Source organism: Streptomyces aurantiacus JA 4570, assembly GCF_000414115.1.
GTDB classification, from domain to species: domain Bacteria; phylum Actinomycetota; class Actinomycetes; order Streptomycetales; family Streptomycetaceae; genus Streptomyces; species Streptomyces aurantiacus_A.
The window spans coordinates 16,196-32,504 of record NZ_AOPZ01000280.1 but is presented as its reverse complement, the minus strand read 5'-3'; the positions used below and the strand labels follow the sequence as shown (position 1 = coordinate 32,504).

Here is a 16,309-nt window from a genome sequence, read left to right as displayed (position 1 = left end):
CCCGCAGGCGGCCCCGCAGCCGCAGCAGGCCTACGCGGGCGCCATGACCGCCCCGCAGGGCCCGCCTGCCATGGTGCCCGCCCCGCCGCCCGCGCCCGCCGCCCCGGCCCCGCCGTCGGCCTGGCAGCAGGCGATGAACAGCGCCTACACCTCGCCGATCCCGGTCAAGAAGACCAACCTCGGCCACGCCCTCGCCTCCGAGTGGACGAAGATCAAGTCGGTCCGCTCCACGGTGTGGACGCTGAGCATCTTCCTGGTCCTGGTCATCGGCATCGGCCTGCTCGCGGTCGCGAACACCCAGGCCGACGACTACCGTGACGTGCCGTTCACCGTCCCGGCGTTCTTCGGCCTGATGCTCGGCCAGATCTGCCTGATCACGCTCGGCGTCCTGGTGACGTCGTCCGAGTACGGCACCGGCATGATCCGCACCACCTTCACCGCATCGCCGCAGCGCCACCGCGTCCTGGCGGCGAAGGCCCTGATCTTCTTCGTGGTCGCCTTCATCGCGTCCGCGGGCTCGATCCTGCTCGTCGGCCTGATGGCGTCGGGCGCGCACAGCGGCCCGGAGGCGGGCGACATCGGCTGGGGCGGCACGGTCCTGAAGGGCGGCCTGTACGTCTCGCTGCTCGGCGTGCTCGCGCTCGCCGTCGGCTCCATGCTGCGCCACTCCGCCGGCGCCATCACCACGATGCTCGGCGTGGTCCTCGTCCCGGCGATCCTGCCGGGGTTCCTGGGCATCTGGGAGAGCACCCAGAAGCTCGGCGAGAAGATGGCCGACTACAACGCGATCAACTCGCTCGCCGCGGTCTTCCAGATCGACGGCCCCGACAGCAGCAGCGGCACGTCGCAGCTGGTGCTGCTCATCGTCGTCACGGCCGCCGCCGTCGTCGGCGCCTTCGCCCTGCTGGAGAAGCGCGACGTCTGAGCGCGTACGCCCCCGCCAGGGGCTAGTACCTGGGCGCGTTACGGGACCGCTGCACCCGCGTGGTGCGGCGGTCCTTCGCGTTCCAGCACGCCGTGTGCCAGTGCCTGCGCTCGTCCACGCCCGAGTGCTCGGGCCAGGCGACCACGTGCCCGAGTCCGGCGGGGATCCCCTGGTCGCAGCCCGGGCAGCGGTAGGTCTTGCCGGCCGCGCTCGCGCCCGCCACATGGCGCACGCTCCACTCCTCGCCCTGCCAGCTCTCGGCGCGCTGGAAGCCGCCGTAGCGGCCGGAGGGCTCCGCGTCCCGGGCGTCCTGGGGCCCCTGGCCCGGCCTGGGATCTCCGGCGCCCTTGGGGCGGTTACGACGCGGTGACACGGGACACCTCACGAGGACTGGTGACGGGCGGGACGGGGGCCTGCGGGCAGACGTGTGCCCAGCCTACGCACCGTACAGAGGAGTAAACGTCCTTCACCAACCCCCACAGATCCCCCCTGCGCCGCGCAGAAAATCCGCCAATCTGCATGCCAAGCCGTGCCCTTGGCACTTGTCACGCGTTGTTGCCGGTAGGGGAGTGCCTGCGTCGGCGCCAAGGAGGCAGGAAGTTCGATGCGCTTAGGAAGTTTTGTGCTGGCCGCCCAGTTCCCGGGCCAGGGCCATGGGGAAGCACTGCACCGCGCGGTGCGGTCCGTCGAAGTCGCCGAGGAGGCGGGGCTCGACTCCGCCTGGCTCGCCGAACACCACTTCGTGCCGTACGGCACCTGTCCTTCCGCGATCACCCTCGCGGCCCTGCTGCTCGGGCGCACCCGTCGCATCCGCGTCGGCACCGCCGTGAGCGTGCTGCCCACCGCCCACCCGGTGGCGCTCGGCGAGCAGGCCGCGCTGCTGCACCTCACCTCGGGCGGGCGCTTCTCGCTGGGTGTGGGGCGCGGCGGCCCGTGGGTGGACCTGGAGGTCTTCGGCGCGGGGATCGAGGCGTACGAGAAGGGGTTCCCGGAATCGCTCGACCTGCTGCTCCGCTGGCTCAGCGGGGCGCCGCGGGTGGCCGGGTCCGGGGGCCGGTTCAGCTTCCGCGACGTGGCGGTCGTGCCGCGTCCGCAGGAGGCGCTGACGTCGCCGCCGGGGTCACCCGGCCCGTTCCCGGACCTGCCCGCCCCGCCGGAGCGGTCCGCGCCGTCCGCCGGGCCCGAGGTGGTCGTGGCGTGCACCTCGCCGTCCAGCGTCCGGCTCGCCGCCGCCCGCGGTCTGCCGATGCTGCTCGGCATGCACGTGGGCGACGAGGAGAAGGCCGAAATGGTGGCGTTGTGGGGCAGGCACGCGCGCGCCGCCGGGCGCACGCCGGACGAGGTGGCGCGGGCCGCGCACGTCTCGGCCGGGGTCGTGCAGATCGCCGACCGCCGCGTGGAGGCGGCCGAAACACTCACCAAGGCCATGCCGGGCTGGCTGCGGTACGGCCTGGACGCACACGTCACGGTCGACGGCCGAGTCCGCGCCATGCGCGACCCGCTGGGCTACACGGAACTGCTGTGCGGCATCCACCCCGTGGGAACCCCACAGGTATGCGTGGACCGCCTGTCGGCCACATCGGAACGCACCGGCATCACCCGCTTCGCCCTCCTCGTGGAGGGCTCGGGCGACCTGGCAACAACAGAGGACAACGTACGCCGCCTGGGCGCGGAGGTCCTCCCGCAACTGACGTAGAAAGCGCCGCCCCGAACAGCCGCCCCGAAGGGGCGCTGTGAAGGGGCGCGGGGAACTGCGCGCCCAGCCCCCACCAAGCGGCAGACCAACGAAGGAGGCACCCCCCACCCCGGGGGGACCTGCACAAGGCGCCCCCGCCAGCTGCCGCTCCGGTACTAGAAACACCTCCCGCGTACGGAGCGGCAGCAACTGGCGTCAGCAGTCCCGTAGTTCGGGCGACTGGTTCAGCAACTGGCCACGGATCGAAGTGAACTTGGCCAGCCTGTCGTCCGCGGAGCCGTCCAGCGGGAACACCGCCACACGGTGGCAGTTCTGGAACGCCAGACGGACCCCGAAGTGGCGCTGCAGGGCGCCGCGAATCGCGTCACTCGCGAGCGCGCGCAGCAACTGGCCGCGCGCCTGCTCGTCCGGCGGCGGCGTCTGGTTGTCGGCGAACTCGCCGCCGTCGACCTTCAACTGAGCCACCAGGGAGCTGACCATCTCCCACGCGTAAGGCAGGGAGGTCCGGACGCAGTCGACGAAGGCTGCTTCGTCGACCTCGCCTCGCTCGGCCTGTTCCAACAGTGCCGGTGAGACGTCGAGCGACATGGGTTCTCCTCTCGCACCCCCAGGGAGCAGGGGCTCACGGACAGGGAAGGAGCTCGCATACGCAGCGTGCACGTGCGACGACCTCCTGCTTATACGGTAGGCAACGGCCCGTGAGGGCACCAGGAGATTGGGCGCATAACCGGCCAGGATCGAACGGGTTCATCGATGGACAAGTGGTGCGGCCCACAAAGCCTCCGGAGCTGCCCGGGGCGCACGGAATTCGCTGGACCACCCCGCGTCGAGTAGCGTTGCCGACCATGCGTCTCGTCATCGCCCGCTGCTCCGTGGACTACGCGGGCAGGCTCACCGCCCATCTCCCGTCGGCCCCCCGCCTGATCCTCGTCAAGGCGGACGGAAGCGTCTCCATCCACGCTGACGACCGGGCCTACAAGCCCCTCAACTGGATGTCGCCGCCGTGCACCCTGAAGGAGGGCACCGGCGACGACGCCGGAGTGTGGACCGTCATCAACAAGGCGGGCGAGAAGCTCATCATCACCATGGAGGAAGTCCTCCACGACTCCTCGCACGAGCTGGGCGTGGACCCGGGCCTCATCAAGGACGGCGTGGAAGCACACCTTCAGGAGTTGCTCGCCGACCGGATCGAGACCCTCGGCGACGGCTATTCGCTGATCCGCCGCGAGTACATGACGGCGATCGGCCCCGTCGACATCCTCTGCCGCGACGCCGACGGGCAGACGGTCGCCGTGGAGATCAAACGGCGCGGCGAGATCGACGGCGTCGAGCAACTGACGCGCTACCTGGAGCTGTTGAACCGCGACCCGCACCTGGCGCCGGTCAAGGGAATCTTCGCCGCCCAGGAGATCAAGCCGCAGGCGCGCGTACTCGCCACGGACCGCGGCATCGGCTGCGCCGTCCTCGACTACGACGCGCTGCGCGGCATCGAGGACGACAAGCTGCGCCTGTTCTGAGCGGAGCGTCCCACCGCACCTACGCGAAAGGGGCCGGATTCCCACGGGAATCCGGCCCCTTTGGTGTAGACGCGTCAGATCACCGTGGACGGTCCGGAGCCGGATCCGCCCGGCGAGCCGGGTGTGTCGCTCGTCGCCGACGCGCTGCTCGCCGGGCCCGACGCGGACGGGCCGCCGGCCGAGTTGGACGTGTTCGGCGAGGACGGCGTCGTGGGCGGGGTGGTCGGCGGCGTCGTGGCGTGGTGGGCGGGGTCGTCGGCGGCGTCGTGGGCGGCTTCGTCGGCGGCTTCGTGGGTTTGGTGGGCTTGTCCGTCGGCTTGGTGGGCCGGTCCGTGGGCTTCGTCGGCTTGTCGCTCGGCTTGTCCGACGGCTTGCCGCTGGGCTTGTCCGTCGGGTCCTTCGGGTCGTCGCTCGGCGCGGGCGTGCCGCCCGTGCTCGGCGTCGGGTCGTCGGAGGTGCCGGGCGTGCCGTCCTCGCCCGGGGCGGCCGGGCGGGCCGTGGAGTCCTCACGCGGCTTGTCGGCGCCGAGGCCGCCGCCCTCGTCGTCGGCGCTCGCCGACTGGTCGGTGCGCACCCGGTCGGGCGGGCCCCCGTCGTTGTCGGAGGTCGCGCCGAGCGTCACCACGGTGCCGAGGACCGCGACGAGCAGCGCGCCCGCCCCGGCGGCGGCGAGATTGCGCCGCGTGCCCCGCACGATCGAGCGGCGGGTGGGCGCGGAACCGGAAGCACCGGACCCCGCCCCGGCGCCGGACCCGTGCCCGGCGGGCCCGGCCTGCCGGGTCACCAGGGTGTCGGGCTCGGGCGGCGGCGCGGGCAGCGCGACCCCCGCGAACGCCGTGGGGACCCCGCCGGGCGGCGACGCCGACTCCTCGTAGCGGGCGTCGGGCACCTCTTCGCCGGCGGCCGCCTGGCCACTGCCGGGCAGCACCCCGCCGGAGCGGTCGGCGACCAGGGCGAGCGCCCTGCGCCCGGCGATCATGCCGCGCTTGTCGGCGAGCGCGCCGCGCAGGCCGATGGACGCCTCCAGTTCGGCGCGGGCCCGGTCGAGGCGCCCCGCGCAGAGCGCGAGGATGCCCAACTCGTGGTGGAAGTAGGCTTCTTCGCCGACCTCGCCGGCGGTGCGCGACGCCTCCTGGCCGGACCGCAGGGCCCGCTCCCAGGCGCCCCAGTGCAGCCCGCCGGCGAAGGCGGGCGCGACGGTGCGGGCGAGCAGCACCGCGGCGGGCGGCTCGCCCCCACCGCTGCCGGCCGCTCCCCCGGCGCCCGGCCCGTTGATCAGCGCGGTGAGCGCCGCGAGGACCGCGTCGGCCTCGGCGGCGACCCGTTCGGGGCCCACCGAGGGGTGCCCGGACCACCAGGCGTAGTGCTGGGCGGCGGACTGGACGTTCGCGACGGCGTCGTCGGCGTACCCGGCGCTCTCGAGCTGGGTCCGCACGTCGGCCGCGAGCCGGTAGTGGCCGCCGACGGGGGTGACCAGGGCGCAGTCGACGAGCTCCGCGAGCGCCGCGTCGGCGTGCGTGTCGCCGACGAGGGCGGGCAGGTGGGCCGGGTGCGGCAGTTCGCCGCCGAGTGCCACGGCGAAGCGGAGCGCGGCGCGGGCGGACGCGCTCAGCCGGGAGGCGAGCAGGGCAGCGGGCGCGGCGCCGTCGGCGAGGGACGGCAGCGGCACGTCGTGTCCGTCGGCGTCGAAGGGCGCGTCGTAGGGCGCGGCGCCGGTTCCTTCGTAGGCGCCGTACTCGTCGAAGGCCGTCGGGTCGGCCCGCAGTTGGTCGCGCTGGCGCAGCAGGGCGCCGGCCTGGACGAAGCGCAGCGGCAGTCCCTCGGACTCGAACCACAGGTCGCCGGCCCAGTTGGCCTCGTCGTCGGTGAGGACGCGGCCGACGACGCGCTCCAGGAGTTCCAGGCCGCCGCCGCGGCCGAGCCCGCCGAGGAAGACCTCTTCGAGGTGGGACTCGGGCGACGGGGCGGCGATGTCGGGCGTCGCGGCCACGAGGAAGGCGCACTCGGGTGTGGCGTCGAGGAGCTCTTCGAGGGCGGCGCCGCCGAACTCCAGGTCGTCGAGGACGACGACGGCGCCGACGTCGCCGAGGAGCTCGCGCAGCAGGGTCCCGTCGGGGCGGTGCAGCGGCGCGTCGTAGACGGTGGCGAAGAGGTCGTACAGCAGGTCGTTGACCGTGCGGTGGTAGCCGCTGAGGCGGACCACGCCGTCGGGGGCGAGGTCCGCGCAGTCCTCGGCGACGGCGGCGAGCAGGGTCGTGCGGCCGGATCCCGCGGGTCCGGTGAGACGCACGGAGCGCCCGCGGGCGAGCAGCCGCACCAGGCGCTCGCGTTCCTCCTGCCGTTCGAGCAGGGGCAGGCGGGGCAGGGCGGGGCCCGGCGGCACGGGCGGCAGTGCGGCGCGGCGGCGTTCGGCGCGCTTGGCTGCGGAGTGCTTGCGCGGGCGTCCGGGCTGCTCTCCCGGTGGGCAGGGTTCTATCTCGCTGCCGTCGACGGGGTTGACGGTGAGCAGGAGGTCGCCGGACACCACTTGGACGGTGCGGGCGACCTGGGGCGGCCCGAAGTCGGCGGTGGCCGGGGCGCCGAGGCCGCCCGGCGGGCCCTGGGGGTCCGGTGGGGCGTCCTGCGGCGGGTGTGCCGCGTACGCCTCGCCGGGTGCGCGGGCCGCGCTGTCGTCGTCGATGCCTTCGCGGCCGAGGCTCACGTCTTCGCGGCCGTCACCGTCGTGGCCGTACTCTTCCGGTCCCGTGTTCATCGGGTCCATCGTCCTAGCCCCCCAGATGCGTCGTGTGCGAAGCCCCCTCCGGCCTTGGGCACACTGCGCTGTCGCTTCTGGTCCGGTGCCCCCCGTGCGGGTTCGTCCATCGGCAGGCGACCGAACCCTAAACCGTCCTCAGTATCTACGCGGAGGGCGGGGTACCGCCCGGCCCGAGACGTCACAGTCTCGTGAGGATTGTGCGCGTTACACGCGCGGGAGCGATTCGACCCCGATGCCGCCTTCGATGGCGAGGATGCGGTGCAGGCGGGTGGCGACGAGGAGGCGCTGCATCTGCGGGGGTACGTCGCGCAGCACGAGCCGGCGGCCGCAGCGTCCGGCGCGCCGGTGCGCGCCCATGATGACGCCGAGTCCCGTGGCGTCCCACGAGTCGAGTTCGGACAGGTCGAGCACCAGGTCGCCGGCGCCGTCGTCGACGGCCGAGTGCAGGACCGTACGGGCGTCCGCCGCGCTGCGTACGTCGAGGCGTCCCCCGACGACCAGCTGGGCCTGGTCGCCCCTGATGTGCATATGCGCTCCCCAAGAGTGCGGTGTCGTATGTGGCGCCTGTGCCGCGAGGCGTCTGTGTATGTCACAGCAACTGACTGTCGCTCGGGTACGGAAGTTGCCGTCTGTAAGCGAACCGATACCGAATTCACCCCGGGGGGTGATCCGGGGAGCGCACGGGTGTCGGCAGGAGGCGTCAGTGCTTGTAGAAGCCCTGCCCGCTCTTGCGCCCGATGTCACCGGCGTCAACCATCCGGCGCATCAGCTCCGGCGGGGCGAACTTCTCGTCCTGGGACTCGGTGTAGATGTTCTCGGTGGCGTGCAGCAGGATGTCGACGCCGGTGAGGTCGGCGGTCGCGAGCGGGCCCATGGCGTGGCCGAAGCCGAGCTTGCAGGCGATGTCGATGTCCTCGGCGGTGGCGACGCCCGATTCGTACAGCTTGGCCGCTTCGACGACGAGCGCCGAGATGAGGCGGGTGGTCACGAAGCCCGCGACGTCGCGGTTGACGACGATGCAGGTCTTGCCGACGGACTCGGCGAACTCGCGGGTGCGGGCGAGGGTTTCGTCGCTGGTCTTGTAGCCGCGCACCAGCTCGCAGAGCTGCATCATCGGGACCGGCGAGAAGAAGTGCGCGCCGACGACGCGCTCGGGGCGCTCCGTCACGGCCGCGATCTTGGTGATCGGGATGGCGGAGGTGTTGGAGGCGAGCACCGTGTCGTCGCGCACGAGCTTGTCGAGCGCCCGGAAGATCTCGTGCTTGACCTCGAGCTTCTCGAAGACGGCCTCGACGACGACGTCCGCGTCGGCGGCGGCGTCCAGGTCGGTGGTGGTGGTGATGCGGCCGAGCGCCGACTCGGCGGCTTCGGCGTCCAGTTTGCCCTTGCTGACGAACTTCTCGTACGAGGCCTTGATGCCGTCGGTGCCGCGGGTCAGCGCCTCGTCGGTGACGTCGCGCAGGACGACGTCCCAGCCCGCCTGGGCGGAGACCTGGGCGATGCCGGATCCCATGAGTCCGGCTCCGATGACAGCAAGCTTCCGTGCCACGTTACGACTCCCCTTACCCGCGTACGACTGAGCTCTTACACGCTGTTTACGTTTCGCTCTGATGCGGACATTAGCGTTCGTGAGCTGCCGTGGGGCGGCGAAGAGACGCACGCCACGTCCCATTTGACGGACATCACACGGGCAGGGGCGCGGCGGGGCCCTTCAGGGCGTCATGTGGCCGTGCGGACCCCGTAGTTGAGGACCTTCTCGCCGAGCAGGTCCTCCGCCTCGTCGATGAGGTCGAGGGCTTCGCGGGAGACGTCGTCGGCGGGGCGGCGTTTGCTCATCTCGTCGCCGATGAAGGCGAAGACCGTTGCGTTCACCCAGTTGAGCTGTCCGGCGACGAGTTCGGGGAGCCGGCCGGGGACGGGGCCCGCCTCGGCGCGCAGGGTGGTCTCCAGGTCCTTGAGGCTCTCCTGCTGGATGGCCCACAGGCGGGAGCGCAGGGCGGCCGACTCGGTGATGACCTGCATGAAGTCCGCGTACCCGGCGAAGAGCCCGACGGCGGGCGAGACGCCCTCGACCTGGGCGCGCAGCTCGCGCAGGACGGCTGCGGCACACGACTCCCCCACCGGCCGCCCGCGCACCCAGCGCGAGAGCCGGTCGACGATCTCGGCGCCGCGGTCGAGGAACAGGTCCTCCTTGGCCGGGAAGTAGTTGTAGACGGTGTTGACCGACACGTCCGCGGCCTCGGCGACCTCCGCGACGGTCACCGTCACGAAGCCGTGCTCCAGGAAGAGCCCGGTCGCGATGTCCGAGATCCGCTGCTTGGTCTGCCGCTTCTTGCGCTCTCTCAGTCCCTCAGCCATGCCGCCATCGTAGCTTTGCTGGGCTCGATGAAACATTGGGCAGATTGCAAAATTTAAGAGTCTCTGTTTTTGTGGTCTCCATGGCAATCATCAGCACGGCCGGACTGGCCAAGACCTTCGTCACGAAAGCGGGCTCCGTAGAAGCCGTGCGCGGCATCGACCTGACCGTCGCCCCCGGCGAGATCCTCGGCTTCCTCGGCCCCAACGGCGCGGGCAAGACCACCACGCTGCGGATGCTCACCACGCTGCTCCCGCCCACCGGCGGCGCCGCCGCCGTCGCGGGCGTCGACCTGCGAGGGAACCCCGCGGCCGTACGGAAGAAGATCGGGTACGTCGCCCAGTCGGGCGGTGTCGACCCGCAGGAGACGGTGCGCGACGAACTCGTCATCCAGGGGCGGCTCTACGGCCTGACGAAGGCAGAGGCGACGAGCCGCGCCGCCGAGCTGGCGGCGGACCTCGACCTCACCGAGCTGCTCGACCGCAGGACCGCCGCCCTCTCCGGCGGCCAGCGGCGCAGGCTGGACATCGCCCTCGGCCTCACCCACCGCCCCGCGGTGCTGTTCCTGGACGAGCCGACGACCGGGCTCGACCCGGGCAGCCGCGCCGACCTGTGGCGCCTGGTGCGGGAGCTGCGCGACAAGCACGGCACGACCGTCTTCCTCACCACCCACTATCTGGACGAGGCCGACGCGCTCGCGGACCGGATCGTCGTCGTCGACAAGGGCGTGGTCGCCGCGGAAGGCACCCCGGCCGCGCTCAAGGAGCAGTACGCCGGATCGCCCGGGGCCTCGCTCCAGGACGCCTTCCTCGCCATCACCGGGCGCGCCCCGGCCCCCGTCGACGCCACCCCCGTGGCCGTCTAGCCACCAGGACCCCAGGAAACCGTCATGCTGCTCCACGACACCGCGCTGCTCTTCCAGCGCTACGCCCGCCAGACCCTGCGCTCGAAGTTCCAGATGCTCTTCGGCGCGCTGATGCCGCTGCTGTACCTGCTCTTCTTCGGGCCGCTGCTCACCGACATGCCGCTGGGCTCGCGCGGCGACTCCTGGCAGATCCTGGTGCCGGGCCTGCTGCTCCAACTCAGCCTGTTCGGCGCCTCGTTCAGCGGCTTCGCGCTCATCATGGAGAAGAACTGGGGGGTGGTGGAGCGGCTGCGCGTGACTCCGGTGAGCCGGCTCGCGCTGCTGCTGGGGCGCCTCCTACGGGACGCCGCGCTGTTCGTCTTCCAGTCGGTGCTTCTCGTGCTCGCCGCGCTGGTGATGGGCCTGCGCGCGCCGCTCGCCGGAGTCCTCCTGGGCTTCGCCTTCGTGGCCCTGCTGACCTGCGCGCTCGCCTCCTTGTCGTACGCGCTCGCGCTGAAGCTCAGCACCCCGCAGTCGTTCGGCCCGACGGTCAACGCGCTCGCCATGCCGTCGATGCTGCTGTCCGGCCTGATGCTGCCGATGGCGCTCGCCCCCGGCTGGCTCGACGTGCTCTCGCACTTCATGCCGTTCCGCTACCTCGTGGACGCGGTGCGCGACGCGTACGTCGGCGAGTACGCGACTGCGTCGATGCTGTACGGGACCTTGGTGGCCGTGGGCTTCGCGGTGCTCGCCGTGGCCGTCGGCACCCGGGCCTACGCAGACGGCGGGACCTGACGGTCCGGGTAACCCCGCAAGGGGCGCGGGGAAGCCCAAGAGTGCCTCCGCGGGCGCCCGGGCCGCTCACTACGCTGGCCGCATGGTCAATCTGACGCGCATCTACACACGGACCGGCGACCAGGGCACCACGGCCCTCGGCGACATGAGCCGGACCGCCAAGACCGACCTCAGGATCTCCGCGTACGCGGACGCCAACGAGGCCAACGCCGTCATCGGCACGGCCATCGCGCTCGGCGGCCTCGACGCGGAGCTCGTGAAGGTCCTCACCCGGGTCCAGAACGACCTCTTCGACGTGGGCGCGGACCTGTCCACGCCGGTCGTCGAAGACCCGAAGTACCCGCCGCTGCGTGTCGAGCAGTTCTACATCGACAAGCTGGAGGCGGACTGCGACCGCTTCAACGAGGACCTGGAGAAGCTGCGCAGCTTCATCCTGCCGGGTGGTACGCCGGGCGCGGCGCTGTTGCACCAGGCGTGCACCGTGGTGCGGCGGGCCGAGCGGTCCACCTGGGCGGCGCTCGACGCGCACGGGGAGAGCATGAACCCGCTCACCGCGACCTACCTCAACCGCCTCTCCGACCTCCTGTTCATTCTCGCCCGTACGGCGAACAAGGAGGTCGGAGACGTGCTGTGGGTCCCGGGAGGTGAGCGCTAGACCTTGGTGAGGTCGTGCGGCCGCTCGTCCCGCTCCTCCGCGCCCTCGGCCGGGGCCTTCTTCTGGAACACGGCGTAGCTCAGCGCGACCAGGCCGTGGATGCCGGCCGTGCGCCATGCGACGTGCATCCAGGACTCCAGGGACGACGTGCGGCTCGGGTCGTCGACGTACCACATGGCGAGCAGCAGCAGACCGGTGGCGACCGCCGCCGCGACGACCGAGCCGAGCCACACCTTGCCCTCGTGCCGGGCGCGGGCCCAGCCGTAGCGCGGCGGGCGCGGCACCGGTGTGCCGTGGAAGCGGTGGGCGGCGTGGCCGTCGAGCCACTTGATGGTGCGGTGGCCGTGGCCGACGGTGTAGCCGATGTACACGGCGGCGAGGCCGTGCTTCCAGCTCGGGTCGGCGCCGTTCTTGAGGTCGAGGGCGGTGACGACCAGCAGGACCAGCTCGAGCACTGGTTCCAGGAGCAGGATCGCGGCGCCGAGGCGTGGCATCTTCAGCAGATAGCGGGTGGCGAGGCCCGCGGCCAGGAGCACCCAGAAGCCCACCTCACAGATGATGATCAACGTGACGATCACGGCTCGTTCCTCCCGGGCTCACTGGTTGTCTCGGTCACTCCTCAAGGCTCGCGCCCGGGGCGCCGCGGATCGTCGTCGCGAGTGACGAAGTGCGGCTGCATCCTTCGATGTACTGGGGCTTCACCCCGCATAGGGAGGCCGGGGCCCGCGGGGCCGTGTTGGATGGAGCCATGCCCCTGCCGCTCGCCCGCCCGGACGTCGTCGACGTACGCATCTGTGCGGTCAGCCTGCTCAGCGGGGTCCTGCTGTGGTCGCTCGGCCTGCACATGCAGCAGGACCGGCCGCTCGGGCACGCCTGGTCGTTGCTGCCGCTGTTCGTCATGGCGGGCCTGGAGCTGACGCGCCGCACGGCCCCGCAGTGCGCGCTGGTCGCGGGCACCTTCACGCTGGTCGCCGACCAGTTCACGACGGGCAATCTGGCGACGGTCGTGATGTTCACGGACCTCGTGTACGCCGCCGTGGTGTACGGCACGCCCGCCGCGGCCCGCCGCATTCCGGTCACCACCGGGCTGATCACGGTCGCGGTGACCGTCGGCTTCCTGGCCTGGTTCCGGGAGCCGGAGGCGATCCTCGTCGGCGCCGTCACCGCCCTGGTGTCGTTCACGCCCGCCACCACGGGCGTCCTCGTCCGCAACCACCGGGAGGCCGCCGACCTGGCCCGGCTGCGCGCCGAGCAGACGGCGCTGCTCGCCGAGGTGGACCGCACCCAGGCCGTCACCGCCGAGCGCGCCCGGATGGCCCGCGAACTGCACGACATGGTCGCCAACCACCTGTCGGCGATCGCCATCCACTCCACGGCCGCGCTGTCCCTGGACGACCCGCGCACGACCAAGGACGCGCTCACCGTCATCCGCGAGAACAGCGTCGAGGGACTGGCCGAAATGCGCCGCCTCATCGGCATTCTGCGCGACTCCAGCGGCGACCTGGAACCGGCCGCCGCGCCCACCCTCGACGGCCTCGGCTCGCTCGTCGAGAGCGCCCGGACCAACGGCCTGGACGTCCGCCTCGACGACACCCGCGCCCCGGACGGCCCCGCCCTGCCGGCGCCGGTCGGGCTGGCCGCGTACCGCATCGTCCAGGAGTCCCTCACCAACGCCCTGAAGCACGCCTCGCCCGGACTGGTCACGGTGTTCCTGGACCAGCAGCCGGGCGCCCTGCGGGTGCGTGTGACCAGCCCGTACGGCGAGGCGCGCGGGCCACGGGCGCCGGGTTCCGGGGCCGGGCTCGTCGGCATGGAGGAGCGGGCCGGGCTCCTCGGCGGCAGCTTCGAGTCCGGCCCCGAGGCGCATCCGGACGTGCCCGGCGCCAAAGTCTGGCGGGTCGAGGCCCGCCTGCCCGTCGACCCCAAGGACCAGGGAGTTCCCGAATGATCCGCGTGCTCGTCGCCGAGGACCAGTCCGCCGTGCGGGCGGGTCTGGTCCTGATCCTGCGCAGCGCGCCCGACATGGAGGTCGTCGGGGAGGCCGCCGACGGCGAGCAGGCGGTGGCGCTCGCCCGTGAGCTGCGGCCCGACCTGATCCTCATGGACGTACAGATGCCGCGCCTGGACGGCGTCTCGGCGACCCGCCAGGTGGTGGCCGAGCAGCTCGCGGACGTGCTCGTGCTGACCACGTTCGACCTGGACGAGTACGTCTTCGGGGCGCTGCGCGCGGGCGCGTCCGGGTTCCTGCTGAAGAACACGGAGGCGCGGGGCCTGCTGGAGGCGGTGCGCACGGTCGCGCGCGGCGAGGGGCTGATCGCGCCGGCCGTCACGCGGCGGCTGATCGCGGAGTTCGCCGCGCCGCGCCGGGTTCCGCGCGAGGGCAGCACCGTGGACCCGGCGGTCCTCGACACCCTCACGCGCCGTGAGCTCGAAGTCCTGTCCTGCCTGGGGGAAGGTCTCTCCAACGCGGAGATCGCGGGCCGCCTGGATATGGCGGAAGCCACCGTGAAGACCCATGTGAGCCGCCTGCTGGGCAAGTTGGAGCTTCGCAGCCGGGTTCAGGCGGCCGTGCTGGCCCAGGAGCTGGGGGTCTGAAGGGCCCTTGGAACGCCGGGGCGGCAGAAAATAGCCCGTCCGGCGTTTGAGGACGAGCCGGGGTTTGAGGACGAGCCGCGAAGCGGCGATCAACGGCGCCCCACGCTGGGGCACTTCACTGCTCAGGGCCCAGGGGCCAGCATTGGTTGAGACCCTTGACCGTTGGTCCAGACCTTTCTATTCTCGCCGCACTGCGGTGGGCACATGTCAGGCACAGGACACACACTTCGTGCTCACGGGCGTCGCAGGGATTGACCCCCACCCCCGGAACTCACCCGAGGAGCACCCCTTGCGCGTCGGACACAGGTCAAGACATCGGCTGACAGCCGGGCTCACCACTCTGCTGCTCCCCTTCGCCACGCTCGTCGCCCTCGGCGGCTCCGCCGAGGCGGCCCCGGACCCCGCCCCGCAGGCCGCGAAGGCCGCCGCCGCCACGGCCACCGCCACCTACGCCAAGACCCAGGACTGGGGCACCGGCTTCGAGGGCAAGTGGACGATCAAGAACACCGGCACCACCGCGCTCAGCTCCTGGACCGTCGTGTGGGACTTCCCCGCCGGCACCAAGGTGACCTCGGCCTGGGACGCGACCGTCACCAACTCGGGCGACAAGTGGACCGCGAAGAACCTGGGCTGGAACGGCTCGCTGGCGCCCGGAGCCACCGTCTCCTTCGGCTTCAACGGCTCCGGCCCCGGCTCCCCGTCCAACTGCCTGCTGAACGGCGAGAGTTGTGACGGCGGCGGCCAGCCCGGCGACAGCGCGCCCTCCGCTCCCGGCACCCCGACCGCCTCCGGCATCACCGACACCTCGGTGAAGCTGGACTGGAAGGCGGCCACCGACGACAAGGGCATCAAGAACTACGACGTGCTGCGCGACGGCGCCAAGGTCGCGACGGTGACCGGTACTTCGTACGCCGACTCCGGGCTCACCAAGGGCACCGACTACTCGTACAGCGTCCAGGCCCGTGACACCGCCGACCAGACCGGGCCCGCGAGCGGCTCCGTGAAGGTGCGCACCACGGGCGGCGACCCCGGTCCCGGCCCCGGTGACAAGGTGAAGCTCGGGTACTTCACCAACTGGGGTGTCTACCAGCGCAATTACCACGTGAAGAACATCGTGTCCTCCGGCTCCGCCGAGAAGATCACGCACATCAACTACGCGTTCGGCAACGTCCAGGGCGGCAAGTGCACCATCGGCGACGCCTACGCCGACTACGACAAGGCGTACACCGCCGACCAGTCCGTCGACGGCGTCGCCGACACCTGGGACCAGCCGCTGCGCGGCAACTTCAACCAGCTGCGCAAGCTGAAGGCCAAGTACCCGCACATCAAGGTCCTCTGGTCGTTCGGCGGCTGGACCTGGTCCGGTGGCTTCACCGACGCCATGAAGAACCCCGAGGCGTTCGCGGACTCCTGCCACAAGCTGGTCGAGGACCCGCGCTGGGCCGACGTGTTCGACGGCATCGACCTGGACTGGGAGTACCCCAACGCGTGCGGCCTGACCTGTGACACCAGCGGCCCGGCCGTGATGAAGACGATGATGCAGGCGTTCCGGAACAAGTTCGGCGCGAACAACCTCGTCACCGCCGCCATCACCGCCGACGGCTCCCCCGGCGGCAAGATCGACGCGGCCGATTACGGCGGCGCCGCGCAGTACGCCGACTGGTACAACGTGATGACGTACGACTTCTTCGGCGCCTGGGACGCCAAGGGCCCGACCGCCCCGCACTCGCCGCTCACCGACTACCCCGGCATCCCCAAGGCGGGCTTCAACTCCGCGGCGGCCATCAACAAGCTGAAGGCCAAGGGCGTACCGGCCAAGAAGCTGCTGCTCGGCATCGGCTTCTACGGCCGCGGCTGGACGGGCGTCACCCAGAAGGAACCGGGCGGCACGGCCACCGGGGCCGCGCCGGGCACGTACGAGGCGGGCATCGAGGACTACAAGATCCTCAAGAACTCCTGCCCGTCCAACGGCACCGTCGCGGGCACGGCGTACGCGCACTGCGGCAGCAACTGGTGGTCGTACGACACCCCGGCGACCGTCCGCGCCAAGATGACCTGGGCGAAGGAGCAGGGCCTCGGCGGCGCCTTCTTCTGGGAGTTCAGCGGCGACACCGCGAACGGTGAGCTGGTGAGCGCCATCAACGACGGCCTGAAGTAGCAGCCTCCGGCCA

Annotated in this window: 15 protein-coding genes and 1 pseudogene; 9 read left to right on the top strand and 7 right to left on the bottom strand. The window is 71.7% G+C overall.

Annotation, left to right across the window (positions count from 1 at the left end):
• Window positions 1–70: 70 nt before the first annotated feature.
• A complete protein-coding gene (locus STRAU_RS25470) occupies window positions 71–925 on the top strand; it encodes an ABC transporter permease (RefSeq protein WP_016643278.1) in 855 nt (284 codons plus the stop codon).
• A 22-nt stretch (window positions 926–947) separates the two neighbouring features.
• On the opposite strand, the gene STRAU_RS25465 is transcribed toward STRAU_RS25470, so the two are convergent.
• Window positions 948–1,298 (bottom strand): hypothetical protein, encoded by a 351-nt coding sequence (locus STRAU_RS25465; RefSeq protein WP_016643277.1) that lies wholly within the window; start codon window positions 1,296–1,298, stop codon window positions 948–950.
• Between the two features lie 231 nt (window positions 1,299–1,529).
• Here STRAU_RS25465 and STRAU_RS25460 point away from each other — a divergent pair, with 231 nt between their 5' ends.
• The gene (locus STRAU_RS25460) at window positions 1,530–2,621 is read left to right on the top strand and encodes an LLM class flavin-dependent oxidoreductase (RefSeq protein ID WP_037661815.1); all 1,092 of its coding nucleotides are present in this window, start codon (window positions 1,530–1,532) and stop codon (window positions 2,619–2,621) included.
• Window positions 2,622–2,816: 195 nt separating this feature from the next.
• Here the strand turns inward: STRAU_RS25460 and STRAU_RS25455 are convergent, their stop codons facing one another.
• Window positions 2,817–3,209, bottom strand: a complete 393-nt coding sequence (locus STRAU_RS25455) for an SCO5389 family protein (protein WP_016643275.1) — start codon at window positions 3,207–3,209, stop codon at window positions 2,817–2,819.
• Between the two features lie 257 nt (window positions 3,210–3,466).
• On the opposite strand from STRAU_RS25455, the gene nucS reads away from it, so the two are divergent.
• Window positions 3,467–4,138, top strand: coding sequence for an endonuclease NucS (gene nucS, locus STRAU_RS25450; protein ID WP_016643274.1), 672 nt, complete (start codon window positions 3,467–3,469; stop codon window positions 4,136–4,138).
• Window positions 4,139–4,212: 74 nt separating this feature from the next.
• On the opposite strand, the pseudogene STRAU_RS25445 reads toward nucS, so the two are convergent.
• The 4 genes and pseudogenes from STRAU_RS25445 to STRAU_RS25430 form a co-directional block, all read right to left on the bottom strand.
• Window positions 4,213–6,899 (bottom strand): annotated as a pseudogene (locus tag STRAU_RS25445) (ATP-binding protein).
• Between the two features lie 198 nt (window positions 6,900–7,097).
• Window positions 7,098–7,421: an STAS domain-containing protein gene (locus tag STRAU_RS25440; RefSeq protein ID WP_016643271.1), complete on the bottom strand. Its 324-nt coding sequence runs from the start codon at window positions 7,419–7,421 to the stop codon at window positions 7,098–7,100.
• A gap of 172 nt (window positions 7,422–7,593) precedes the next feature.
• Window positions 7,594–8,442 (bottom strand): 3-hydroxyacyl-CoA dehydrogenase family protein, encoded by an 849-nt coding sequence (locus STRAU_RS25435; protein WP_016643270.1) that lies wholly within the window; start codon window positions 8,440–8,442, stop codon window positions 7,594–7,596.
• Window positions 8,443–8,612: 170 nt separating this feature from the next.
• Window positions 8,613–9,251 carry a TetR/AcrR family transcriptional regulator gene (locus tag STRAU_RS25430; RefSeq protein WP_016643269.1) on the bottom strand — a complete coding sequence of 213 codons (639 nt, stop codon included), beginning with the start codon at window positions 9,249–9,251 and terminating at the stop codon, window positions 8,613–8,615.
• Between the two features lie 80 nt (window positions 9,252–9,331).
• Here STRAU_RS25430 and STRAU_RS25425 point away from each other — a divergent pair, with 80 nt between their 5' ends.
• From STRAU_RS25425 to STRAU_RS25415, 3 genes are all read left to right on the top strand, one after another.
• The gene (locus STRAU_RS25425) at window positions 9,332–10,114 is read left to right on the top strand and encodes an ABC transporter ATP-binding protein (RefSeq protein ID WP_037661828.1); all 783 of its coding nucleotides are present in this window, start codon (window positions 9,332–9,334) and stop codon (window positions 10,112–10,114) included.
• Window positions 10,115–10,138: 24 nt separating this feature from the next.
• The gene (locus tag STRAU_RS25420; protein WP_016643267.1) at window positions 10,139–10,888 is read left to right on the top strand and encodes an ABC transporter permease; all 750 of its coding nucleotides are present in this window, start codon (window positions 10,139–10,141) and stop codon (window positions 10,886–10,888) included.
• Between the two features lie 82 nt (window positions 10,889–10,970).
• Window positions 10,971–11,543 (top strand): cob(I)yrinic acid a,c-diamide adenosyltransferase, encoded by a 573-nt coding sequence (locus STRAU_RS25415; protein WP_016643266.1) that lies wholly within the window; start codon window positions 10,971–10,973, stop codon window positions 11,541–11,543.
• Here STRAU_RS25415 and STRAU_RS25410 read toward each other — a convergent pair.
• Window positions 11,540–12,121, bottom strand: coding sequence for a hypothetical protein (locus STRAU_RS25410; RefSeq protein ID WP_016643265.1), 582 nt, complete (start codon window positions 12,119–12,121; stop codon window positions 11,540–11,542). The genes STRAU_RS25415 and STRAU_RS25410 overlap by 4 nt on opposite strands.
• A gap of 170 nt (window positions 12,122–12,291) precedes the next feature.
• Between STRAU_RS25410 and STRAU_RS25405 the strand changes: the two genes are divergently transcribed.
• The 3 genes from STRAU_RS25405 (at window position 12,292) to STRAU_RS25395 (ending at window position 16,296) form a co-directional block, all read left to right on the top strand.
• Window positions 12,292–13,491, top strand: a complete 1,200-nt coding sequence (locus STRAU_RS25405) for a sensor histidine kinase (RefSeq protein ID WP_016643264.1) — start codon at window positions 12,292–12,294, stop codon at window positions 13,489–13,491.
• A complete protein-coding gene (locus STRAU_RS25400) occupies window positions 13,488–14,138 on the top strand; it encodes a response regulator (RefSeq protein WP_016643262.1) in 651 nt (216 codons plus the stop codon). Before STRAU_RS25405 ends, STRAU_RS25400 begins: the two co-directional genes overlap by 4 nt.
• 289 nt (window positions 14,139–14,427) lie before the next feature.
• The gene (locus STRAU_RS25395; RefSeq protein WP_016643261.1) at window positions 14,428–16,296 is read left to right on the top strand and encodes a glycoside hydrolase family 18 chitinase; all 1,869 of its coding nucleotides are present in this window, start codon (window positions 14,428–14,430) and stop codon (window positions 16,294–16,296) included.
• Window positions 16,297–16,309 lie beyond the last annotated feature (13 nt).